This is a genomic window from Acaryochloris sp. IP29b_bin.148 (genome assembly GCF_028285565.1).
Lineage (GTDB): Bacteria > Cyanobacteriota > Cyanobacteriia > Thermosynechococcales > Thermosynechococcaceae > Acaryochloris.
On the sequence record NZ_JANQOY010000151.1, the window covers coordinates 19,862 to 40,874 of the forward strand.

Annotated in this window: 25 protein-coding genes; 7 read left to right on the forward strand and 18 right to left on the reverse strand. The window is 48.9% G+C overall.

The window, feature by feature from the left end; translation table 11 throughout:
• Positions 1-106: 106 nt before the first annotated feature.
• Positions 107-796 carry a global nitrogen regulator NtcA gene (ntcA, locus tag Q0986_RS14350; RefSeq protein WP_299411464.1) on the forward strand — a complete coding sequence of 230 codons (690 nt, stop codon included), beginning with the start codon at positions 107-109 and terminating at the stop codon, positions 794-796.
• On the opposite strand, the gene Q0986_RS14355 is transcribed toward ntcA, so the two are convergent.
• Positions 789-1,658, reverse strand: coding sequence for a shikimate dehydrogenase (locus Q0986_RS14355; protein ID WP_299411466.1), 870 nt, complete (start codon positions 1,656-1,658; stop codon positions 789-791). The genes ntcA and Q0986_RS14355 overlap by 8 nt on opposite strands.
• A 41-nt stretch (positions 1,659-1,699) precedes the next feature.
• Positions 1,700-2,038, reverse strand: coding sequence for a P-II family nitrogen regulator (locus Q0986_RS14360; protein ID WP_299411468.1), 339 nt, complete (start codon positions 2,036-2,038; stop codon positions 1,700-1,702).
• Positions 2,039-2,687: 649 nt separating this feature from the next.
• On the opposite strand from Q0986_RS14360, the gene Q0986_RS14365 reads away from it, so the two are divergent.
• Entirely contained in the window at positions 2,688-3,785 is a 1,098-nt protein-coding gene (locus Q0986_RS14365) for an ABC transporter ATP-binding protein (protein WP_299411512.1), read from the forward strand.
• On the opposite strand, the gene Q0986_RS14370 is transcribed toward Q0986_RS14365, so the two are convergent.
• The 6 genes from Q0986_RS14370 to Q0986_RS14395 form a co-directional block, all read right to left on the reverse strand.
• The gene (locus Q0986_RS14370) at positions 3,736-4,716 is read right to left on the reverse strand and encodes a serine/threonine-protein kinase (protein ID WP_299411469.1); all 981 of its coding nucleotides are present in this window, start codon (positions 4,714-4,716) and stop codon (positions 3,736-3,738) included. The genes Q0986_RS14365 and Q0986_RS14370 overlap by 50 nt on opposite strands.
• Before the next feature lie 160 nt (positions 4,717-4,876).
• A complete protein-coding gene (locus tag Q0986_RS14375; RefSeq protein ID WP_299411471.1) occupies positions 4,877-5,236 on the reverse strand; it encodes a single-stranded DNA-binding protein in 360 nt (119 codons plus the stop codon).
• Between the two features lie 43 nt (positions 5,237-5,279).
• Entirely contained in the window at positions 5,280-6,437 is a 1,158-nt protein-coding gene (locus Q0986_RS14380; RefSeq protein ID WP_299411473.1) for an AI-2E family transporter, read from the reverse strand.
• Positions 6,438-6,500: 63 nt separating this feature from the next.
• Positions 6,501-7,382, reverse strand: a complete 882-nt coding sequence (gene glyQ, locus Q0986_RS14385) for a glycine--tRNA ligase subunit alpha (protein ID WP_299411475.1) — start codon at positions 7,380-7,382, stop codon at positions 6,501-6,503.
• A gap of 209 nt (positions 7,383-7,591) precedes the next feature.
• Positions 7,592-7,843 carry a BrnA antitoxin family protein gene (locus Q0986_RS14390; protein ID WP_299411477.1) on the reverse strand — a complete coding sequence of 84 codons (252 nt, stop codon included), beginning with the start codon at positions 7,841-7,843 and terminating at the stop codon, positions 7,592-7,594.
• Positions 7,827-8,099 carry a BrnT family toxin gene (locus Q0986_RS14395; RefSeq protein ID WP_299411479.1) on the reverse strand — a complete coding sequence of 91 codons (273 nt, stop codon included), beginning with the start codon at positions 8,097-8,099 and terminating at the stop codon, positions 7,827-7,829. Before Q0986_RS14395 ends, Q0986_RS14390 begins: the two co-directional genes overlap by 17 nt.
• A gap of 397 nt (positions 8,100-8,496) precedes the next feature.
• Here Q0986_RS14395 and Q0986_RS14400 point away from each other — a divergent pair, with 397 nt between their 5' ends.
• Entirely contained in the window at positions 8,497-10,398 is a 1,902-nt protein-coding gene (locus Q0986_RS14400; protein WP_299411481.1) for a hypothetical protein, read from the forward strand.
• Positions 10,399-10,408: 10 nt separating this feature from the next.
• On the opposite strand, the gene Q0986_RS14405 is transcribed toward Q0986_RS14400, so the two are convergent.
• The gene (locus Q0986_RS14405) at positions 10,409-10,999 is read right to left on the reverse strand and encodes a hypothetical protein (RefSeq protein WP_299411483.1); all 591 of its coding nucleotides are present in this window, start codon (positions 10,997-10,999) and stop codon (positions 10,409-10,411) included.
• A gap of 464 nt (positions 11,000-11,463) precedes the next feature.
• Here Q0986_RS14405 and Q0986_RS14410 point away from each other — a divergent pair, with 464 nt between their 5' ends.
• A complete protein-coding gene (locus tag Q0986_RS14410; protein ID WP_299411485.1) occupies positions 11,464-11,835 on the forward strand; it encodes a Crp/Fnr family transcriptional regulator in 372 nt (123 codons plus the stop codon).
• 8 nt (positions 11,836-11,843) lie between these two features.
• On the opposite strand, the gene Q0986_RS14415 is transcribed toward Q0986_RS14410, so the two are convergent.
• From Q0986_RS14415 to psb29, 5 genes are all read right to left on the reverse strand, one after another.
• Positions 11,844-12,929: a glycosyl transferase gene (locus Q0986_RS14415; protein ID WP_299411486.1), complete on the reverse strand. Its 1,086-nt coding sequence runs from the start codon at positions 12,927-12,929 to the stop codon at positions 11,844-11,846.
• A gap of 9 nt (positions 12,930-12,938) precedes the next feature.
• Entirely contained in the window at positions 12,939-13,523 is a 585-nt protein-coding gene (locus Q0986_RS14420) for a PAP/fibrillin family protein (RefSeq protein ID WP_299411487.1), read from the reverse strand.
• Positions 13,524-13,633: 110 nt separating this feature from the next.
• Positions 13,634-14,281: a bifunctional 4-hydroxy-2-oxoglutarate aldolase/2-dehydro-3-deoxy-phosphogluconate aldolase gene (locus Q0986_RS14425; RefSeq protein WP_299411489.1), complete on the reverse strand. Its 648-nt coding sequence runs from the start codon at positions 14,279-14,281 to the stop codon at positions 13,634-13,636.
• Between the two features lie 33 nt (positions 14,282-14,314).
• Positions 14,315-15,277, reverse strand: coding sequence for a DUF362 domain-containing protein (locus Q0986_RS14430; protein ID WP_299411491.1), 963 nt, complete (start codon positions 15,275-15,277; stop codon positions 14,315-14,317).
• A 37-nt stretch (positions 15,278-15,314) separates the two neighbouring features.
• The gene (gene psb29, locus Q0986_RS14435; RefSeq protein WP_299411493.1) at positions 15,315-16,055 is read right to left on the reverse strand and encodes a photosystem II biogenesis protein Psp29; all 741 of its coding nucleotides are present in this window, start codon (positions 16,053-16,055) and stop codon (positions 15,315-15,317) included.
• A gap of 373 nt (positions 16,056-16,428) precedes the next feature.
• Here psb29 and Q0986_RS14440 point away from each other — a divergent pair, with 373 nt between their 5' ends.
• A complete protein-coding gene (locus Q0986_RS14440; RefSeq protein WP_299411495.1) occupies positions 16,429-17,442 on the forward strand; it encodes a hypothetical protein in 1,014 nt (337 codons plus the stop codon).
• Between the two features lie 36 nt (positions 17,443-17,478).
• Here the strand turns inward: Q0986_RS14440 and grxD are convergent, their stop codons facing one another.
• Together grxD and Q0986_RS14450 are read right to left on the reverse strand one after the other, a co-directional pair.
• Positions 17,479-17,802, reverse strand: a complete 324-nt coding sequence (grxD, locus tag Q0986_RS14445) for a Grx4 family monothiol glutaredoxin (RefSeq protein WP_299411499.1) — start codon at positions 17,800-17,802, stop codon at positions 17,479-17,481.
• Between the two features lie 80 nt (positions 17,803-17,882).
• Positions 17,883-18,146 carry a BolA/IbaG family iron-sulfur metabolism protein gene (locus tag Q0986_RS14450; protein ID WP_299411501.1) on the reverse strand — a complete coding sequence of 88 codons (264 nt, stop codon included), beginning with the start codon at positions 18,144-18,146 and terminating at the stop codon, positions 17,883-17,885.
• Positions 18,147-18,311: 165 nt separating this feature from the next.
• On the opposite strand from Q0986_RS14450, the gene Q0986_RS14455 reads away from it, so the two are divergent.
• Positions 18,312-19,163: a DMT family transporter gene (locus tag Q0986_RS14455; protein WP_299411503.1), complete on the forward strand. Its 852-nt coding sequence runs from the start codon at positions 18,312-18,314 to the stop codon at positions 19,161-19,163.
• Between the two features lie 156 nt (positions 19,164-19,319).
• Complete coding sequence (gene ung, locus Q0986_RS14460) at positions 19,320-20,021, forward strand: uracil-DNA glycosylase (protein WP_299411505.1); 702 nt, start codon at positions 19,320-19,322, stop codon at positions 20,019-20,021.
• Positions 20,022-20,133: 112 nt separating this feature from the next.
• Here the strand turns inward: ung and Q0986_RS14465 are convergent, their stop codons facing one another.
• Positions 20,134-20,736 carry a hypothetical protein gene (locus Q0986_RS14465; protein ID WP_299411508.1) on the reverse strand — a complete coding sequence of 201 codons (603 nt, stop codon included), beginning with the start codon at positions 20,734-20,736 and terminating at the stop codon, positions 20,134-20,136.
• A partial coding sequence (locus Q0986_RS14470; protein ID WP_299411510.1) for a hypothetical protein occupies positions 20,711-21,013 on the reverse strand: 303 nt, incomplete at its 5' end. The genes Q0986_RS14470 and Q0986_RS14465, both read right to left, overlap by 26 nt.

The window sequence follows — 21,013 nt, forward strand, 5'->3', positions numbered from 1 at the left end:
GAAGCGTTAACCTCTGCTCAGCGTTCTTCTTCTATAAAAATGTAGTGTTTGATTGTTCCGCTTTTCTTTTCCTTCCTTCTTGTCAGTCTAGGGTACGGTCATGTTAATGAGCTCGCCACAAATTAATCGATTAGCACCGGAAAATCCCCTTGCTGCCGTCTTCCGGCAGATGGGCAGCGGGTTGTTTCCACCCGTAACCGAAACCTTTGACCGGGGTAAAACGATCTTTTTCCCCGGTGACCCGGCAGAGCGCGTCTATTTCTTGGTTAAAGGGGCGGTGAAATTATCTAGAGTCTATGAAGCAGGCGAAGAAATTACGGTTGCTCTGCTGCGCGAGAACAGCGTGTTTGGTGTACTGTCGCTATTAACAAAGCAGAAATCAGATCGCTTTTATCATGCCGTGGCCTTTACCTCGGTGGAGTTACTGTCTGTCCCCATCGAGCAGGTGGAAAAAGCCCTACAGAGTGATCCAGATTTACCGATGGTGCTGTTGCGGGGATTGTCGTCTCGGATTATCCAAACGGAAATGATGATTGAGACCTTAGCCCATCGCGATATGGAGTCTCGTTTGATTAGCTTTCTGTTGATTCTCTGTCGTGATTTTGGCATCCCTGATGGGAGTGGAATTACGGTCGATCTCAAGCTATCTCATCAAGCGATCGCAGAAGCCATCGGCTCCACCCGCGTTACGGTGACTCGACTGTTAGGCGACCTGCGGGATCAAGAGAAGATCTCGATTCACAAGAAAAAAATTACAGTTCACGATCCCATTTTATTGGGACAAAGCTTTACCTAAAATAGGCTAGCAAGGCTTGTCTCATCACATCTACCGGTGCCGGTTGGTCGATCCAGAGGGAAAGGGCAGCAGCACCCTGTTGGACCAACATTTCTACCCCAGTAATGGCCCTACGTCCACTGGCCTTAGCCTGTTCCAGCAGCAACGTGGGATTGGGATTATAGATTAAGTCATAGACGATCGCTTCCAGGGGTAGCTGGTCCATTTCAACCGCTGATAGAGGAGAAGTAGGCGGATGGGGGGCCATGCCAATGGGGGTGGTGTTGACCAGCAGAGATGCTTGGGGCAAGATAGAGGCCAATTCTGGCCAGAGATGAACCTGAATATCCAGAGATAAGGTTGAGGTGGCTTGTATCTGCTGTAATTTGTCGGCTTGCCGACCGACCAGATGAACTTGAGGACATCCCAGTTGAGCACACCCCGCTAGGACTGCTCTCGCTGCCCCGCCACATCCCAAAATACAGGGCGTCAGCGTTGACCAATCGAGATCGAGGTTCTGTAAAGGGGCGAGAAATCCTTGAACATCCGTATTCGTGCCTGCCCAGCCAGCATCCGTGGGCCAAACGGTGTTGACAGCTCCCACTGCCTTTGCGATCACAGTGGTGCTTGCTAACAGGGGCATAATAGTCTGCTTATGTGGAATGGTGACGTTAAACCCACAGCATCCCAGAGCCCCTAAGCTAGACACCACGGCAGGCAGGGCATCTAGGGGGACGGACCAAGGAATATAGACGTATTCCAGCGTATTCGTTTGGGCTGCCAACGCATGTAAGGCGGCGTTATGCATCACTGGAGAGAGGGAATGTTCGATGGGATAACCCATGACCCCTAGCAGTTTTGTTGCACCCGTAATGTGGACCATGTGGTAGCCGCCCTAGCGTTGGACAAGAAACGAGCGGCAGCCTAGACGGCTTCGAAATCTTTTTCGCCCGTGCGAATCCGCACAATTTGATCCACAGGACTAATAAAGATTTTGCCATCACCAATTTCGCCGGTGCGGGCCGCATTCACAATCTTGTCAACGACCATATCGGCTTGGTTATCTTCCACCACAATTTCCACCTTGAGCTTTTGCAAAAACTCAACGGTATACTCGGAGCCTCTATAACGTTCAGTTTGTCCTTTCTGGCGACCAAAGCCTCGGACCTCAGAGACGGTCATGCCCACAACCCCAGCATTGACCAAGGCAATTTTAACTTCATCTAATTTAAAGGGGCGAATGATTGCTTCAACTTTTTTCAAGGTCTTTGCTCCAAACTTCGAGACAATATCAATGGTATGAAGGATCGGATGTAAACGAAAGAAACTTTATGGAAATCTCATCATCTTTTGGATAGAGCACTTGTATGTTAGGTTACCGATCTCGATCAGGCCTAGCCCTTAGCAGCCCTAAACTCATCTCAAGAGAGAAATAGGCGCTCCCCCTCAGTAATATCCTGCTTGAGATTGTAGGGGGCTGGCTGTCCTCTCAGCAATGGGCATTTTCATGCTTAGCGAAATGGGGGGCAACACCGATGGTCAGGATAGGTCAAATTGTTGCTCACTGCGGGAGATATATCCGCAAAATTCGGGTATGGTGCCTCCCTTGTCTCTGCGGCTGATCCGTTGCAGCTTCTCACAGGATGACACACGCATGGGCCTAACTTAATAAGAATTAGTTGCAGAAACCCTACGTCTGCATAGAGAATAGGAGAAACTCACCCATCTACCGTAGTAGAGACTGGGGAGATTGCAGGAGCCAAACCAGCTACCCTTTGACGTTTGCAGATGCCATGCAATCGGCAATCAACCCTATGCTGCCTGAACGGTGTGACCCTTTTAGAATGTCCAATAGTTTATGCCCTTAAAGCAGCCTTTGTCTTCCCTTTCAACCTCTGTCCCTGCGTCTGCTATGGCTGAGCCCTTTATCTTACAGTTAGACAATTTGACCAAGCGCTATAGTGCTCATGCCCCTGCTGCGGTCCATCGGATCTCTCTGCAATTGCCACAAGGGACCATCTTAGGGTTGTTGGGGCCGTCGGGCTGTGGCAAAACGACGTTACTGCGCTTAATTGCTGGCTTTGAACAGGCAGAGGAAGGGGTGTTAAGACTCAATGGTCAGTTAATTGCGGGGGCTCGGCAGTGGACGTCACCAGAGCAACGCATGATTGGCATGGTCTTTCAAGATTTTGCCTTGTTTCCCCATTTAACGGTGGCCAAGAATGTCACCTTTGGGTTGCAGCAAACCCAAAAGATATCAACTGAAGCGCAGCGACAACGCCAAACCGACGTGTTGCGGTTGGTCGGGCTGCTAGGCATGGAAGATCGGTATCCCCATGAACTGTCTGGGGGACAACAACAGCGGGTGGCCTTAGCGCGCGCCTTAGCCCCACAGCCCCAGTTGGTCCTCTTAGACGAACCCCTCAGTAATTTAGATGTGCAAGTTAGACTGCGTCTCCGACAGGAGCTGCGAGATATTCTCAAAACAGCGGGGACCACGGCGGTCTTCGTCACCCATGACCAAGAAGAAGCCCTTGCGATCGCAGATCAAGTGGCCGTGATGCGCCAAGGTTGCCTAGAACAAATCGGCACGCCAGAAGAGATTTACCAAGATCCCCAATCTCAATTTGTGGCAGAATTTGTGACCCAGGCCAATTTTCTGGAGGCTCGCCGCCTCGGGAATGCCTGGCAAACCGAAGTGGGATGTTTTGCAGCCAGCGAGAGAGAAGATCTGCCTGCCACTGAGGACAGCCCTGCAGTGGTGATGATTCGCCAGGAAGACTTAATCCTTCAGCCCGATCGCACAGCCTCGACCATTATTCGCGATCGCCAATTTTTAGGACGGGAATATCGGTACTGCCTAAAAACCCAGTCAGGCCAAGAGCTACATGCCCGCTCGGCCTCCTCCGCTGCCTTACCCATCGGCACCGCCGTCAGCCTATCGGTCATGCCCCAAAATCTCAGGATTTTTCCTCAGAATCCAGGTCAGCCTGCCCAAATAGCTGCTTAATAAAGGTATTAGCGCTGGGGAACAGCCATTTTTGGGTAAAGGCACCATAGGCCAACCCCACACCGAGCATGCCAACGCCCCAAGAGGCCGCCGTTTGCAGCATCTGGCGTCGTTCGATGGAAGGGACTTCCGCCACCAGTTCATTCACGTCTGCTAAGGCTTCCACGGCTGAGGGATAGCGTTGGCGGAAGTCATAACGGACCATCTTATCGATAATTTCCCCTAGTAAGGGATTAATTGAGATATATCGTCGCCAAGCAATTTCGCCTGTTTTCGGATCAAAGGACAGCTTTCCTTTCGTCGGATCCATTCCCGTTAGGGCTTGAATGGCAATGATACCGACGGCATAAACATCGCTACTAAAGTTGGGACGGCCAATGGACTGCTCGCTGGGCATATAGCCATCGGTACCAATGACAACGGTCTGGGCAATCCGACGCTTATTTTTTACCGAGCCAAAGTCAATCAAAACGACTTTTTTATCTTTCTTGCGTCGAATCAGGTTGGCAGGCTTAATATCCCGATGAATGACTCGACGCTGATGGACATAGGCCAAGGTGGTCAACACATCCTGCAAAAAGGCAATCAGCTTCGCCTCTGACCAGCGCCGCCAGCCAAATTCTCGCTTCAGATTGGTGCCTTCAATATATTGTTCAACCAGAAAGAAATCTTGATCTTCTTCAAAATCGTCGAATAGCTGGGGGATTTGGTCATAGCTCCCCAGGCGCCTGAGGACTTTGACTTCTGTGGCAAACAGACGGCGAGAGGTTTTCACCGTAAACAAATCATCGGACTCGGGCTGCAGCTTTTTGACAATACAGCGACGCTTGCCAGGATGCTGGGTATCCGTTGCAATAAAGGTTTTACTAAATCCACCACTGCCGAGCGCTTTGGTAATTTTGTAGCGATCAGCTAATGTGGTTCCCAACATGAATGTACTCGGCCCTGCAGTACATCATCATACTGTAGAGCCGAACTGGATGGCTTAAAATCCTGCTTTTCCCCAATTTTTAAGTTGAAATATTACGATTCATGATCCCCAGCCCAGGCACTCCCCCGGAAATCTTGCCGGATCAACGAGCGGCATCGCCCTAAAATTCATCTTCATAGGTACTTACTGCATTGGGATCGCTATCCCGTTTAGATCCCAGTAAGTCCAAGCGATCCACTCGAATCACTGGGCGTGATCGATTCGCACCCGTATTGCGATCCTGCCAACGATCAAACTTCAAGGCCCCCGTCACGCCAATCAGGCTGCCTTTGCGCACATAGCTGGCGGCAATTTCGGCTGTTTTGCCCCAGATTTCTAAACTAAACCAGTCAGGCTGATCATCACGGGAGCGACGGTTGACCGCTAAGGTGACATTGCAAACGACGCTGCCGGACTCAAAATACTTAACATCTGGGTCCATGCCTGCACGACCCACTAGGCTAACTAAATTTAAACTCATGGTTGGATTTCCAAGACTGACTGAGCCATAATGCTGATCGATTCTAGCTGGATTCTTCCTCCTCCGGCATTACAGTTGGTAAATCCGATGACAACTGGGTGGGGCCATCGGCAAGGGCGACAACATCTGGTGCAAAGGAGGGATAAGGCGCAGAGCGATCGTTACCCCAGCGATCCAAAATATCTTTGACGAGTACCTCTTTTACCCAAATTTGGCCGATCACCATCAGTGGCAGGGCCAAAAGCAATCCTAAAAAGCCAAAGAAAAGAGCAAACACGATTTGAGACAGTAAGGTAACGGCTGGCGCCAGGGAGAGCTGTTTAGCCATCACCGCTGGCACCAGCAAATATTGCTCCAATTGCTGAATCAGAATATAGAGAATCAGTACGGCCACCGCCTTCCAGGGCGAATCCAATAGTGCAATGGCCATTGGTGGAATCAGACTCAACGTCGGTCCAATATTGGGAATCGCTTCTAGTAGGCCCGCAATCAGGGCATTGGCGAGCACCAGTTTAACCCCTAAAAACCACAGACCTAGACCGCTAAAAACCGCAATCACGGTCATATTGAACAAGATGCCCACAATCCAGTTGTCTAAGGCGGTATCACAGAGTCCCAGGATGTGGTCGACTCGTCGCCGATAAAAGGAGGGGAATAGGCGGATAAAGATGCGTCGATATTGATCGGGATCGACCAAAAACATAATGGTCAATACCAAAATCAGGAGAATATTCAGAGCCACCAACAGTGAGTTGGAAAATAAGGCAAAAAAGTTATTGAGGGCACTTTCCGCAACATCAGGAATTTTTTCTCGGATGTTCTCAATGAGGGAGTCGATCGGAATTTCAATGCCAGCACTGGGCAAACCTAAGGCTAAGCCTGTGCCTTGAGCTTCGTCAATTAATTCTTCGATCCGAGTCAAGCTGCGGGGAGCCAGCTCAAGGAGCTGCTGAGCTTGAGTGACAAAGGGAGGGATCACTAAGAGGCCAATCAAACAGGCGACACCCATAATGGAAAAGATGGCTAAGGCAACCGCTAGCCCCCGACTTAACCCCCGCTTCGTGAGCTGACGGACCAGACCGTTGAGTGCAGAGGCCAGTACAACTGCGGTGAACCCTAACAGCAAAACTTGGCGGATTTCCCACAGAATATAGAGAGACACCAAGAAGACAACTAAGCCAATCCATTTCCCTAGACTCAAAATCTGCCTCCACGATCGATATCACAAATGAACAGAGAGGGTTCCTCCTGTGCTTACCGAATTTTAGGAGACCGGTTGTGATTTCAGTAAAGGAAATCCTAATTCTTCACGTTGTTGGAGGTAAAGTTGAGCGACTTGGCGGGCCATTTGGCGAATGCGGCCAATATAGCGAGTCCGCTCGGTGACGGAAATCACGCCTCTGGCATCTAAAAGGTTAAAGGTATGAGAGCATTTGAGCACATAGTCTAACCCCGGTAATACAAGCTTTCTCTCAATCAATTGCAGGGCTTCTTGCTCATACAAACTAAAGAGCTGAAACAGCAGTTCTGGGTTAGAGGCTTCGAAATTATAGGTGGATTGTTCGATTTCCCCTTGCAGATGGACATCGCCATAGGTAAGGGTGCCGTTCCAATCGATTTTTGCGAATGAATCGATTTCTTGTAAATACATTGTCAACCGCTCTAGACCATAGGTGAGTTCAATGGATACGGGTCGACATTCAAGTCCCCCACACTGCTGGAAGTAGGTAAACTGAGTCACTTCCATGCCATCTAGCCACACTTCCCAACCGACGCCCCAAGCGCCGACGGCAGCATCTTCCCAGTTGTCTTCGACGAAGCGAATATCGTGATCTTCGGGCTGAATGCCCAGAACTCGCAGGGAGTCGAGATAAATATCTTGGATATCATCGGGGGAAGGCTTGATCAGAACTTGGTACTGGTAGTAGTACTGATATCGATTGGGGTTTTCGCCATAGCGACCATCGGCAGGGCGGCGGCAGGGTTCGACATAGGCGACAGCCCAGGGTTCGGGTCCTAAGGATCGCAAAAAGGTATGGGGGCTTTTGGTGCCTGCCCCTTTTTCGATGTCATAGGGCTGGACGATGAGACAACCGCGATCGCTCCAAAAGTCGTGGAGTTTGGCAATAACGGATTGGAAGTTCACAGCACTTGACCTACTTCGAGATGGGTTCCAATTACCTAGTCTACGAGGCTGATGGCATTTTGATCCGGTTCAGCCCTTCACTTCAGAAATGGAATCAGCAAAAGTCAGGGATTTTAATTGTTTTTTAAAGATAATGAGTAGAAAGAATAAAGGGTGACGGTTTGGGGCATTAACCTTCAGATCTCATCTAAAGAAAGACAAGCCTGCGGCTATTTCGCTGCACGAAGCTCTTCTTGAATAATTCGGCGGAGCGTTTCTGCGTCTAGAGGCTGCTGCTCTTTGCCTAAATACTGTCGTAAAGCTTCATTCATCATGGTTTGATAGCCTTTACCAGCTGCTTCACTTCGTTCGCGAAATGTTGCTAACACATCGTCATCGATATAAATTGTGATCCGAGTTTTACCGCTTTGAGGAATCACCGCTCCTCGTTGGGCTTGACTGAAATCATATTCCGCTTTCATAGTTCCGTCTCTCCGAGCGCGTTGCAGAACGGGCAGAAATCAGGCGAATACGATTGTCTCGATAGGTATAGACCACCACTAGCAATCGCCAGAGATGATCCATGCCAATCACCACGAACCGTTGCTCACCTTGAGCCGCCATATCTTCGAAAGAAAGTGCATTGGGGTCAAATAGAACTGCCTCAGCATCAGCAAAGCGCACGCCATGTTTTTGCTGATTGATAGCGGCCTTATTCGGATCCCATTCAACTTCCATGCATATATTATATGCATAAGAATATGAGCGATGTTCAGTCTTTTGATTCTGGTCGGTCTAAATATCTGCAATCGGCTATACGGAGTATTTGGCCCTTTAGAACTGTCCTGAGTCTCGGCGCTAGTACATGGCATTGTTCTGTGGCGACGTCCATGCTCACGACAATATCGCTTAACTTGGCAACCGTTAGGATTGGATGGGAAAAATTGTATTGAGAATCCTCCAAAAATCGTGGAGTTTGGCAATAACGGATTGAAAATTCACATTTAAGATTGAGATAGCAAAAATGATGCTGTGTCTCAACATCAATCATGAGACCATAGTCAGAGTGTGTTCCATAGATTTAGCGGCATAAAATCCAAAAAGTGGATTAACACCCCCTCCGCTGATCCTTTCCATGACTTTAGCCTCTCCCACGAAACCGCTTGGAGCTGTTCTCCAACAGGCCGGATTAATTTCCGCTGCCCAAGTCAACCTGGCGCTGCAAGAGCAAGCCATCCATCAACGCCGTTTCGGCGACCTCCTCTGTGAACATGGCTGGATCCAAGCACCGACCACCCACTTTTTTGCCGAAGCCTGGCCCATCCTCTATCACGATCCCGATCTGATGCCCCTCGGGCAATATTTCCGCCAAGCCCATTTACTGACCGATGCTCAGATTGGCTATCTGCTCAAGCAGCAAGACCAAACCCAACTCCGTTTTGGTGTCCTCGCCGTTGCCAATGGTTGGGTCAAACTCCAAACCATCAACTTTTTTCTCACCCACCTCCATCTCCAGGACAATCCCCAGCTGCAGCAAGTCGAGACCGATCAAGCGATCAACTTCGACACCCCTGAATATTGGCAACATCTGCGGGACTATTTACTAGAGAACGAGCAGGCCAATCCCTACGCGCTTCTCCACCTATATGAGCAAATCCTGACCTATTATGAAATCCCCTTTACCGGCACCTTAGAACAAACCACCCTGCTTAATCTGGGACTCGTGACCCTTCACGATCAAGTCTTAGTGATTGCCCATCCCTTATTTCGGTCTGTCCTAAACCCAGAATGGATTCAGCGAGAACGACAAACCCTCCATCCCTATGACACGATTCGGTTGCAATTTCTCAATCTCAGTAAAGCCGGGGCCTACCCCTATCGCATCTTAGAAGCGATTCTTGATTGGACGAATAATCAGCCGCTATTGAGCCAAAAAGTGGCCCATCTCGTGCGCATGGGCGCGTTTATTCCCGCTGGGGAAGAAGCCGTTATCATCGAGCAGCTGGTCCAAAAACATATGATTCAAAACTGGCGCACGGGATTTGTCAGGAAGCACTTGAAGCGTTTAGAAACACAAATCCTCCAGAATTCGAACTGTGATCCCATCGATCTATTAACCTATTACCAAGTCATTTGGTATCAGCTGCAAGCCCAGGCGACTAACGGAGACGAAGAAGCCGAATTGCTGCGATTGGGACTGCTGACTCAGGACGGTCTGCAGGTGAAAATCGCCAATCAAATTTATCGATGGGTCTTTGACCAGACTTGGCTGGAACAACAAATCTCCAGCATTTTAGATCCGCTGCACACGGAGGAAGAGACCTCAGCAGGCTGGACCCCCAACATTGATGACCTTTATGCTGACGAAGACGCTGAATCTGAGCTGCTTGCCCGCTACAGCCTTGGGCAACTTCTGGGAGCTCTGCTACTGGGGGGATTGGGACTTGGGGCAATGATTTGGGTCCTTTCTAGCCCTCCTCAACCCCAAACTGAGCAAATTCTGGACGCAGAAGGCTCGGTTTCAACAGAACAACGATTGAGGAGCACCCCCTCCGCAACATTCCAGGCTAATCGTCCGGCCCAGCCATCGACGATACCCAGCCCCTCTGGTAAAGCTGTTTTGATGCCCCATCGCCTGCCTATCTTTAGTATCGGCGTCACGGAAGCAGAGATCCAAGCTGCCTTAGGTCCTCCCACCGTGAAAAGTCCGGGATACTGGCCCAATAGCTATGGGGTGTTGTACAAAAATATCCAACCTTACCAAACAGACTTTGGCTTTTTGCTGGATGTCAAGACCCAACGGATTCGGCAAACTGAAGCAGCCTTTGCCCAATCCGCAGGGCTAACACCCCTCCACCAGACACTGCAGGGAATGCTAAAGAGCCGTCCTCCAGCGACGGTGACCCAGCAACTGGCTCTGATTTACTACCGCCAGGCCCAGGAATATCAGTTTCGAGTGGGTAAGCTCAAAGGAATGATTCAGCGTAACGAGAAAGATCGCATTTATATCGGGGTTTGGGACGCTGAGTTCCACTGAATCCTCTGTTCTAACCGCGGTGCCGCTCTAGCAAAATCATCATCAGCAAGCTCAAGACGGCAAGCTGCTGCTCGTCTTCTGTCATCTGATCGACTTGTTTAATCGTAAAAATCCGAGAAAGGAAGGCAGGGACTTTACTAAAGTGCATCACCACATTGCCGTCAGGACGGGTGACAAGATAGGTGGGATTGAACACATAGCCCGTAAACATGCCGATAATAGGAATCTCAGCAAATAGCGCATCCATGATTTTAACCCAGGGATTTTCTTCATGGATGGTCAATACGGGCATTTCTGACTGCCCTGCCGCGATATCATAATGGGCCTTCCAAAGCGACTTCATGCCCTTGCGTTTCACGGAGCCCAGTTCCTGACCGGTGCGATCTCGAAAATGATACCGTGCCGAGAAATCAATAATGCGATCAGCACTGATGCTATATAACTGCTGGGTTTGAGCCTCATCTGCACAGACGGTAATTTGCTCTTTCAGCTTAAAGAGCTTTTGCTTCACATAGAAAACGAGATTGCCCGTCTTATCGTTGACAAAGATCTGAGGGGCAAGGGCAAAAAATTTAAATTTTAAGGTTAAGGGGTATTGCATCAGTTTATAGAGATAACGTCTGACCAAATGACCGCATCAGCATGGGGTCCAAATCATCACTAGCAGTTGGGTTGACCTCGCCGTAACGACAATCAACATCCTAGTTTTCACAATTGAAAACTATCTTGAGTATGCCCATCCACTACTGTAGACATAGCATCATCATCATAGAGGTCTATAGCAGTGATGTATGGCCATTTTGAGGGTGGAAGCCTAAAGAACTTGAGCGGTTGTAAGCTACCCATACCAATCGTTTGAGAACCAGAGACAGAAGCGTTGTGCTGCTCCCACCTCTAGCAAGTGGGAGGTGGGCACATCGCACCGAAGCGATGCGATTGCCCAATATCAGACGCTATATTGATTCATTCGGTGAAATAAATTTATGTAATCATACAGAAGAATGGGGCAGCATATTTAGAATGAATCGCGTACCCTTGAAATAACCGTTAGGGCTGACTCGTTATATGGCAAATCCTGCAAGAACCGTTAGCATATTTCACAAAGCCGACGCTCCCCTGTTCAAAAAAACAGGTGAAACCATCTTTGTTGAGGGTGAAACAGGAGAAGTCATGTATGGACTTTTGACCGGAGAAGTGGATTTAGTCGTCAAGGACAAGGTGGTCGAAACGATTCACGTGGGTGATGTGTTTGGAGAAGGGGCACTTGTTCAGCCCTCTGGGATTCGGGCCTCGACGGCGATTGCTCGAAGCGACTGTAGCCTGGTGTATTTAAATCAAGAACGGTTTCTATTCGCCATCCAAAATACGCCCATGTTCGCCATTGAGGTGATGCGAAGCTACTCGGATCGGCTGCGTCGTCTCAAACATCTAATCTGAAGCTGGCCTTATGCCTGGTCTAGGTATTTCATCACCGCCCGAGCAATCGTCAGGTTGCCGTCTTTCGGTAGAGGCTGCTCTGTTCGAGGCGGGGTAAGCGGTTGAAATAAAAACTCCCAATGACTTTCGGTAAACTCCTGGTCTGCTAGCAAATAATGGGGGTTGTGGTCTTGTAGACCTGACAATAAGTATTGGGCTTCTGCAAAGTCAGACCGAGGAATCGAAATAACGGGGATGTCCAGCAAACAGGCTTCAGAAAAGGTGCCATAGCCTGGTTTACTAATAATCCGGCCACACAGCGGCATCAGATCGACGGGGCGATAGTTGGTATCTGTGACCTTCACGAGGTTGGGAAAGGTGTCAGGTGCTAGGCGATCAAAGGTAATAAATTGCCAATCAGGAAATCGTTGAAGATTGCGATAGGGAATTTTAGCTAAGCCTAAGCCGCCAAAACTTAAGAGAACTGTTTTTCCCGGGTCAGCCTCGATGCCAAACTGGCGGCGGAGTTCGAGGGGAGTGAACCGGGGAGAAGCACCGGTTAGACCCACGTCTGTAATGTTATGAAAAGCTGGCATGGGGGTGTGGAAGGGTAGCCGAAACAGGCGATCGCATTTGTGAAAACAGTCGGTCACCCAATCCACAATCTCGGCGAAGTCTTCTCCCCACTGCTGATAGATTAAATCCCAGCCAAAGTTACTGGCCATCCAACAGGGAATGCCCGCGGCCTCGGCAATCACACTGGCAAGGGGGGGGATATCGGCCAAGATCAGTTGGGCACCCACCTGTTTGATATAGTCGACTTCGGTGGCAACCAGGCGTTGCTGATAGGTGCGAATGTCCTGCAGCTGAGTCAAGGTGGCCGGTATGTTCATGCTGAGGCCGTCACTCTGCACCACTCCCACATCCAAGACCCGAGAGCGATAGATAAAGTCTCCCGAAATATAAGACTCAATCAGCCACCGAGGGGCGCTGGTGACCACAATTAGCAAAATATCTGGAACTAAGCGCTGAATCTCTGCTAAGACGGCAGCAGTACGTGTGGCATGACCAAACCCATGATTGGTAATGGCCACATATAAAGTGGGTTGAGGCATTCTAAACCTTTAGACTCTCGTTAACACAAAGAGGCTATCATTATTACCCCGGCCAATCCGCATGTCCTCATCTAAATAGGTGGTCTCTAGCCAGCCCACCGATCGCTCTGCATTCAGCGGGATATTTAGGGCGGCCACAGGGCCTTGGGTTTCCAAGCGAGAAATTAAGGTATCGAGAGAGGAATAATTCATTAATCCTTTCACACCTAAAATAGAACGTTCAAAGTTCACCTGAACCCGTCGCTCCGATACGGGAATGAGTCGAGCCCCAACACAGACAACGCCCTCTAAAAAAGGGATGCCCTGTAACTCTAGGACATTATAAAGTCTCAACTCTTGACCCCGAATACACTGGTAAATGGGTCCCGCTGGCGCCATGGGGAGTCGGGCTAGTCCTAAGAGATCTTGACTTGTGGTGTAGATCAGCCGCCAGACCCCACTTAATCGATCTCGCTCACTCAGAGGCTGGGGCGTTGGATTTTGAACTTCTAACTGGACAACCTTCTCTAAGACCAAACTGCGATCGGCTTCTGTGGTAATCACGCCCCGATTGGTCCCTGCGATCGCAGCTAATAGCTCTGCTTTGGCCATCATGTCTCAGCTCCCCAGTATCAACACGACTATCCCCACAGTAGCGTCCCCCCGCCATTGTAACCAACCTCCCATCATTCCACCTCAGCATCGCCAGAACTAAGGCCCCAGAACTAAGGGCTAAAATGCGCTGTTTGTAACCGAGTCAGCAGCGTTTCGGCGCGATAAGAGACTTCCAACCAATTGCCCATGGCTAGCGCCCGCTTGGGGAATAAAAAGCTGGATAGCCCCACACCAATAGCTCCAGCCGTGATCATGGCTGGAGCATTGTCTAAGGAGATTCCTCCCGTCGGAATCATCGGAATATGACCGATGGGACCCTGTAGACTTTGAATATACTGGCTCCCCCCCACCTGGGCGACGGGAAAGATTTTGACACTACTGGCCCCTGCGTGCCAAGCCGCCATAATTTCTGTAGGCGTTAAAGCGCCCGGAATAATGGCAACCTTAGCGGCCAAGGCCGCTTGGATCAGATCGACATTGACATGGGGGCAAAAACAGAACTGAGCCCCTGCTTCAACAGCTAAGTGCAGTTGGTTGACGGTGAGAATGGTACCCACCCCAATATGACAATTCGGTAGCTCCTGACGCAGCTGCGTCACCAGGGTGGCAGGCTGATCGCTATTCCAGGCAATTTCGATCAGCGACATACCCGCCTGGGCAATCGCTCTAGCCATACAGAGCCCCAGGGACCAATCCGGTGCCCGAATCACTCCAATGGCTCGATGATGTTTGACCGTCTCTAACCAACGGGTCCGCATCAAAGTACGACAAACCGTAACAGCAACCGACGTTTATCGCTGAGCATAAGCCGTCATTGGTTCTTTAATCCAGCGAATATAGAAATGCTTGAAGGTGGATCGCAAGACCCGAGGCGCGCCAAAATCAATGGGCATCAAATTATCAGGCAATCGCCAATCAGCTACCATCATCTCTTGGGGATGGTGCAGGGGAAACTCGATATCCTGCCAGTTCGGGCAATAACCGAGACGGTGGGCAGCAGCCGTGGTCGGGACCTGTTCCGGATCCACTTGCAAAATCTCTAGCATCACCCGGTCTAATGCAAACACATCAGTAGCAGCAGCCAGTAGACCTAAGGGCCTGGGATCACCGCCACTGGGACCATTCCTTTCATGAGCAATAATGCCATCTAAAAGGGTCAAATTAGGGGCCAAGGTGCGGGCGGTTTCCACCAGCATTTCCCCAAACCGATTGACGTCTTTACCGGCTTCCATATGCCACCAGGCTTTCATCTTGCCTGGCACACATCCAAACAAGTTTTTGACCCCCAGGGTCATGGTTAACTGCACATGGGACTTCACCTTGGGCAGGTTAATAATCACATCCGCTTCCATCGCCTCTTTAGAGAGACGCAAGTGGTCAAAGGTCTCGCTTTCCGTGGGATAACGCCCACCGTGGAGATCCACAATGGGAATCTGTAGCCTTTCCAGCATCGGCAAATACCCGTTGGCCTTAGCCACCCCCTTGGCACTACCAAAGGCAGGACTATCGCCCATAAAAGGTTGTCCACCCGCTGCCATCACCTGCTCTGCAACAGCTGCCACGACTTCCGGGCGCGTGGTGCATTCCTTGCCCGGACGAGAACCCGTGAGTAAATTCGGCTTGAGTAAAACGCGATCGCCCGGTTTTACAAACGCGCTCATCCCTCCCCAAGGTCTTAGTACTGCATCCAAAGATGCCCGTAATGGGCGTTGATCATAACTTTGGGCCGGGATCAGACTGACAGATGCGCTCATGCTCATCCTCAATTAAGACAACAGAAACATAACACGATTAGCTAGAGACCTCAGACGCCGATTCAGAATCCGGGGTGCTTGTATCACTTGTATCGTCAGTTGAGTCTGTTTGGGCAGCCTCATCGGTCTGCCTGCGCTTGCGTTGGGCTTCTAAAATATCATCCATAGCCTGACGGACTTGAGTAATCTTGTCCAAATTCCCTCGATAGATCTCTAGATCCTTTTGCAGCTTACTTTCAGAAAGATTGAGGACGGTGCAAATATTAGGGAGGAACTCTGCTAAAGATTCCTCATCTTGGGTCACATTCCCCTCACTCAACTCCAGAAGGGTAAACAACCCAATCGCAAACAGGCGGCTATATTTGAACTTTGCATTTTGAGCAATATTACGTAGCTGCCATTGCAGCTCATCTCCACCCGAATTCGCCGCTTGGGTAATCCATTCCAACATCTCTTGGGCAGACTTGGATTGGGCTAGCTCTTGCAAGCGCTGACTATCTTTTCTCATCTGAGTCGGATCAGCATCCTGAGCTTGGCAAATGGCGGTAAAGATCGGTTCCTTATCGTTTTCAGGCTGGTACCCATCCATAAAGCGATCAAAGGAAGTGACAACGCCCAGGGCAAAAATCGGGTCGTAGCGAAAATCTTCATTAACCCGCAGCAGGTGCATTTCCACCATCAACTCTTCCACAACTCTCCGATAGACAGAGTTCACAGGACGGGTATGGATAGAATAGAAGGATCGCTTAGTATCGGAAACAGTACGCAGGTTATTCACAATTAGGGCAAGAAGAAAAACTACAATTATTATCACAGCTAAAGAGATCGGTCGCTAGCTGAGAAGCAAAGCACAAGGTTTTAATCATCAAACTAGTGTCGTCGAGACTGCCGTTATGGTTGATAATCTAAAGTAGACTGAGAGCCCAGTTATACAATAGATGTCAGCATTGGCTGCAATTGATGGATGTTGATTATTGTTTGCTAGGGTAGCAGACGAAAATTAAAGAGCTGGCTTCTGAGAGCAACAAACCTAAAATTCGACAACAATGTCCCATCATATTGATGATATTTCAAGAGCTACGATATTTCACATCCTGTAATGGGTAGGATAAGAATAGGTGCGCACAGCAAAACTAGGGTAAAGATTTGTGGTGGATGTTGATCAAACAAAGATTCAAAAACTCGCTCAGCAAGGAAATCAACAAGCAATTGCAGTCGTCCTCAATCGCCACCTGATGCCCAAAGGGGCTCACATTAAAGTGAAGCATAAGGGAGATTGTTTACAAATTCTCTTACACACCCCGCAAAAAGCTCAACAGTCCGCTTTGATCCAAACCCTGCGCGATCAATTGCTGATGCTTAACCCAGCAGGCTTTACTTCTGTCAAAATATACAACCCCCACCCTGGGAAGAAGACAGCCAGTTTAATTCATGAGTTCAGTTTGAGCGTTGCGACTCCCTCCACGCCGAACGCTACGAATGATCAAAATCAAGCCCCTCAAGGGCGCTCCTCTCAGCGTTCTTCCGTAGCTGAAGTCTTACTTCATATGAGCAGCTTGGAGGATCTGAAAGTATTAAAGGATCATCCCTTTTTTACGGGACATTGCCCTCAGTGTGGCAGCCCTTATATTCAGCAAGACCCTCCCCCCGTCTATTGGGACTGTCAAGAATGTGGGTGGAAGGATGATCCCAGTCAGCTGATTCCAACAGCAACTATCAACAGCACTTCCAATCAAAAGAACTTTACCGACAGCAAGAAACTGGGAAATTACTTGATGGAAGCTGGATTACTAACCGCAGCCCAAATAGAAGTTGCCCTCGCTGATCAGCAAATTACGGGTATGCGTCTGGGAGAAGTTTTGGTCCGTAGAGGATGGGTGAAAGAAGAAACCATTGAATATTTAATGCAAAAGGTGATTTTGCCAGAGCGTACCTCGCCACAGGATCAGTCTTCCTCCTTTCTGGAGTTAAGTCGAAAACTATTAAAGACATTAATGACTCAAGCCGGATCTGGGCCTATTGACGAAGGTGGGCAGCAAAATGATTTGCCTCAGCAACCGGCCACGGAGCCATCAAACCGCCCTGTTGCCAGCGAACGGGCGACACTTGTTTTGCCGGATGCTGATGTGAGTGATTATCTCGATGATTTTCCCGCAATGGGTTAAGCCAGAGCCTTGTTCAAGGCGTTAGGCAGCAACACGTTACGAGGCAAGGGCAACCTCAACTAACTGCTGCAACTCACCTTGTTGATACAGCTCAATAAGAACGTCAGAGCCGCCCACAAACTCCCCATTAATATAAACTTGAGGAATGGTCGGCCAGTTTGAATACTCTTTGATGCCTTGACGGATATCGTAGTCTTCTAACACATCAATCGTTTCATAAGGTACGCCAAGGCTATTGAGAATTTGAACGGCATTGTTGGAAAATCCACACTGCGGCATCAATTTGGAGCCCTTCATAAAGATGAGGATTTTATTAGCCTGAACTAAATTATCAAGTCGTTCTTTCAATTCGGGTGTCATAGCGTAATCCTAAAAATTTATACTAACTGAAGATGTCGTGAATTGAGGTGGGCCTCAACATCAGGGTATCAAGAAAACAGCTACGCAGTCTCTGCTTGATGGGTTTGCCACTTTTCAGGTGTAAAGGTTTTCAAGGCTAAGGCATGTAACTGCTCACTTGCCATCACTGAGTTAACTGAGCGATAGACAAGCTGATGTTGTTGAACGAGGCTTTTGCCTTCAAACTCAGCAGAAATGACCGTTGCTTGATAATGATCTCCTCCTCCAGTCAGATCCTGGACAAACACTTCAGCCTCAGGTAAACCCGCTTGAATCATGGTGGTCAGGTCGTCTGGGTTAATCATCTAAACTTTGAGTGGAAACGAGGACTCAACCAGTCTAACTTTAAAAAAGAACCAGCTTACTGCCCGCAGGTTATATCAACAGTCGCTGTTACCGATGGCCCCCGGTAGATTGCTTCCATAAGATTGAATGCAGTAGCGTTTTAAAGATCGCTGAGGATTGATGGGATGTCCCATCCACGGAGCTTGCCCCTGACTTTACTCGCCATGCTTGCCTTTGCCGGGAATTCTATTCTGTGCAGGCTAGCGCTTAGAGAAACGCCTATTGATGCAGCGACCTTTACATCGATTCGGATTGTCTCTGGCGTGATGATGCTGGGGGTGATCACGCAAATGAAGGGTAGAGGCCATAAAACTGAAGGCAGTTGGTCTTCTGCTTTGGCACTGTTTATCTATGCAGCAGGCTTTTCGTTTGCTTATATCAAGCTCTCTGCGGGGACGGGGGCTTTGCTGCTTTTTGGGGCAGTACAGGTCACCATGATGGGGTATGGATTTTGGACTGGAGAACGCTTAAAAAAACAGCAAATTGCTGGTTTCATTTTGGCGCTGGTGGGTCTGGTGGGGTTTCTGCTACCGGGCCTCTCGGCTCCCCCGCTACTGAGTTCTGGTCTGATGATGGCTGCGGGTGTGGCCTGGGGGATTTATTCTTTGCGGGGTAAAACGGCTAGTAACCCCATAGGAATGACGGCTGGCAACTTTTTAAGAGCAGTCCCTTTTACGGTGGGACTCAGTCTGTCGATGGTTTCTGAAACATCGTTAACCCTGGCTGGCTGTTTATATGCAGTTGCTGCGGGTGCTGTCACTTCGGGGTTGGGGTATACCATTTGGTACACGGCTCTAAAAGATTTGACGGCAACATCTGCGGCGACGGTCCAACTTAGTGTTCCCGTTATTGCCGCTGTAGGCGGGATTCTTTTTCTCAGTGAAAATCTAACTGTGCGTCTAGTAGTTGCGTCCTGTGCCATTCTGGGAGGAATCGCGCTGGCAATCTTGGAGAAACCTCAAACCTCAGAAACTTAAGTTGAGAAAAAAGAGATAACTGCTCAGGGTAAGGTGGGTTTTAAGGCTTTAAATTGCATATAGTTGCTCATGGCTCAGATGAAGTGTTCAACTTGACGATACGCCCAGGCAAACCTGTCTTCCCCAACGTTTCTCTTTAAAATCGCAGTTTCTCCCATGACCACAGAAGCCACCCCCACTCCTAGTAGCACGATTAAACTTGAACCAAGCTGGAAAGCAGTGCTGGAGGATGTCTTTGCCACTCCCTATATGCTGGAGCTGAAACAGTTTCTCAAGGCGGAGAAGGCTGCTGGCAAAACGATTTATCCCCGTGGCTCACTGATGTTCAATGCCATGGACAGCACCCCCTTTGACCAAGTTAAGGTTGTGATTCTCGGTCAAGACCCCTATCACGGTCCCAGGCAAGCCCATGGTTTATGCTTTTCTGTTCCAGAGGGCGTTGCGCCACCCCCTTCTCTGGTCAATATTTTCAAAGAAATTGAACAAGATCTGGGCATTAAACCACCCAGACACGGTTGTCTACAAAGCTGGGCAGACCAAGGCGTGCTATTGCTTAACAGCGTTCTAACCGTGGAACGGCATAAAGCTGCTTCGCATCGGGGCAAAGGTTGGGAGCAATTTACAGATGCTATTATCAGTGCCTTAAACCAACAACGCGAACATCTCATATTTTTGCTGTGGGGTAGCTATGCCCAGCAAAAAGGAAAAATTATTGATCGCAGGCGACATCTGGTCCTGACCTCGCCCCATCCATCACCGCTATCCGCGCATCGGGGCTTCTTTGGCAACCAGCATTTTTCTAAAGCCAATGCATATTTGCAGAAAAACGGCATTGAACCCATTTCTTGGTCGCTATAGTCGATTCGATTCAGAATACCCTATACGTGAACACGTCTAATACTCTGAACTACTTGCCAATAGCGACATTCACATAATGTGTAAGGTATAGCCATCTAGCCAAAGAAGTAGACTATTTCAGAGATAATGCGAGCAAAAGATCCAGAGCTGATAGAGTAGCAGCAGCGACGAGAGCCTCTCCAGACCAGTTCAATTGCTTTGCCTTCCAGTCTCTTCGTTTAACCAAACTTTCAATCGCTTGGTCGTACTCTTTTATGAAGAGCAGCCTATATTCATCCTCTGAAAGCTCCAAGCATTTTTCAACTTGCTCTGCGGGAGAAATAATTTGATCTTTACCGTCCTCTTTTCTAGGCAGTAGTGCTCTAACACTAAGCACTGTAGAAATAACCAGTAGAATTAAGGTTAATGCTTTAAGAACTGAACAGGAGTAGCATGAAAGTAGGCCACTCCATTCTGAGCCAGTTATTTCAAGAGACTGATCAGACAAATTGCCCGCAGATTTGATCAGAACAACCCCAAACCCCACAATTGCACTAAGTTTGGTGTTGAGATTATTGATATTGCTGTCAAGGGACTTGATAGATTCCTGGGCATCTTCAAAAATAAGTTTTACGATTTGAGAGTAGCTTTTCCTCGTTGGTTCATCTTTCATGTCCAATAATGATCCCAGCACTAGTAATGCACAAACCTCAAAAGCGAACGCTTCTGAAGCCAAGAAAAATAGCCCAGAACCTCCAAAAACGCCCGATATTCAGTTTACAAGAACCTACCACCGCACGAATGATTCTAAGGATTAGAGCATCGGAATAGTTAGGGCTTGCTGAAAAAGTCAAAAGTAACATGCTTGCAAAATGCTGATGATACGAGTAATAGAGTTGCAAGCATTGATTCTCAAGCAACAGATGAATGTGTGATTTAGTAATGGGGATAATGTCGTGACTGCCTATACCATTGACTTCAGCCCAATTACCAAACTCACGGATGAGCAGTTT

Coding starts and splice junctions, on each gene's coding strand:
- ntcA (WP_299411464.1), top strand. CDS start 107: ATGAGCTCGCCACAAATTAATCGATTAGCACCGGAAAATCCCCTTGCT.
- Q0986_RS14355 (WP_299411466.1), bottom strand. CDS start 1,658: ATGGTCCACATTACGGGTGCAACAAAACTGCTAGGGGTCATGGGTTAT.
- Q0986_RS14365 (WP_299411512.1), top strand. CDS start 2,688: ATGGCTGAGCCCTTTATCTTACAGTTAGACAATTTGACCAAGCGCTAT.
- Q0986_RS14370 (WP_299411469.1), bottom strand. CDS start 4,716: ATGTTGGGAACCACATTAGCTGATCGCTACAAAATTACCAAAGCGCTC.
- Q0986_RS14375 (WP_299411471.1), bottom strand. CDS start 5,236: ATGAGTTTAAATTTAGTTAGCCTAGTGGGTCGTGCAGGCATGGACCCA.
- Q0986_RS14390 (WP_299411477.1), bottom strand. CDS start 7,843: ATGAAAGCGGAATATGATTTCAGTCAAGCCCAACGAGGAGCGGTGATT.
- Q0986_RS14395 (WP_299411479.1), bottom strand. CDS start 8,099: ATGGAAGTTGAATGGGATCCGAATAAGGCCGCTATCAATCAGCAAAAA.
- Q0986_RS14400 (WP_299411481.1), top strand. CDS start 8,497: ATGACTTTAGCCTCTCCCACGAAACCGCTTGGAGCTGTTCTCCAACAG.
- Q0986_RS14405 (WP_299411483.1), bottom strand. CDS start 10,999: ATGCAATACCCCTTAACCTTAAAATTTAAATTTTTTGCCCTTGCCCCT.
- Q0986_RS14410 (WP_299411485.1), top strand. CDS start 11,464: ATGGCAAATCCTGCAAGAACCGTTAGCATATTTCACAAAGCCGACGCT.
- Q0986_RS14415 (WP_299411486.1), bottom strand. CDS start 12,929: ATGCCTCAACCCACTTTATATGTGGCCATTACCAATCATGGGTTTGGT.
- Q0986_RS14420 (WP_299411487.1), bottom strand. CDS start 13,523: ATGATGGCCAAAGCAGAGCTATTAGCTGCGATCGCAGGGACCAATCGG.
- Q0986_RS14425 (WP_299411489.1), bottom strand. CDS start 14,281: ATGCGGACCCGTTGGTTAGAGACGGTCAAACATCATCGAGCCATTGGA.
- Q0986_RS14430 (WP_299411491.1), bottom strand. CDS start 15,277: ATGAGCGCATCTGTCAGTCTGATCCCGGCCCAAAGTTATGATCAACGC.
- grxD (WP_299411499.1), bottom strand. CDS start 17,802: ATGACACCCGAATTGAAAGAACGACTTGATAATTTAGTTCAGGCTAAT.
- Q0986_RS14450 (WP_299411501.1), bottom strand. CDS start 18,146: ATGATTAACCCAGACGACCTGACCACCATGATTCAAGCGGGTTTACCT.
- Q0986_RS14455 (WP_299411503.1), top strand. CDS start 18,312: ATGTCCCATCCACGGAGCTTGCCCCTGACTTTACTCGCCATGCTTGCC.
- ung (WP_299411505.1), top strand. CDS start 19,320: ATGACCACAGAAGCCACCCCCACTCCTAGTAGCACGATTAAACTTGAA.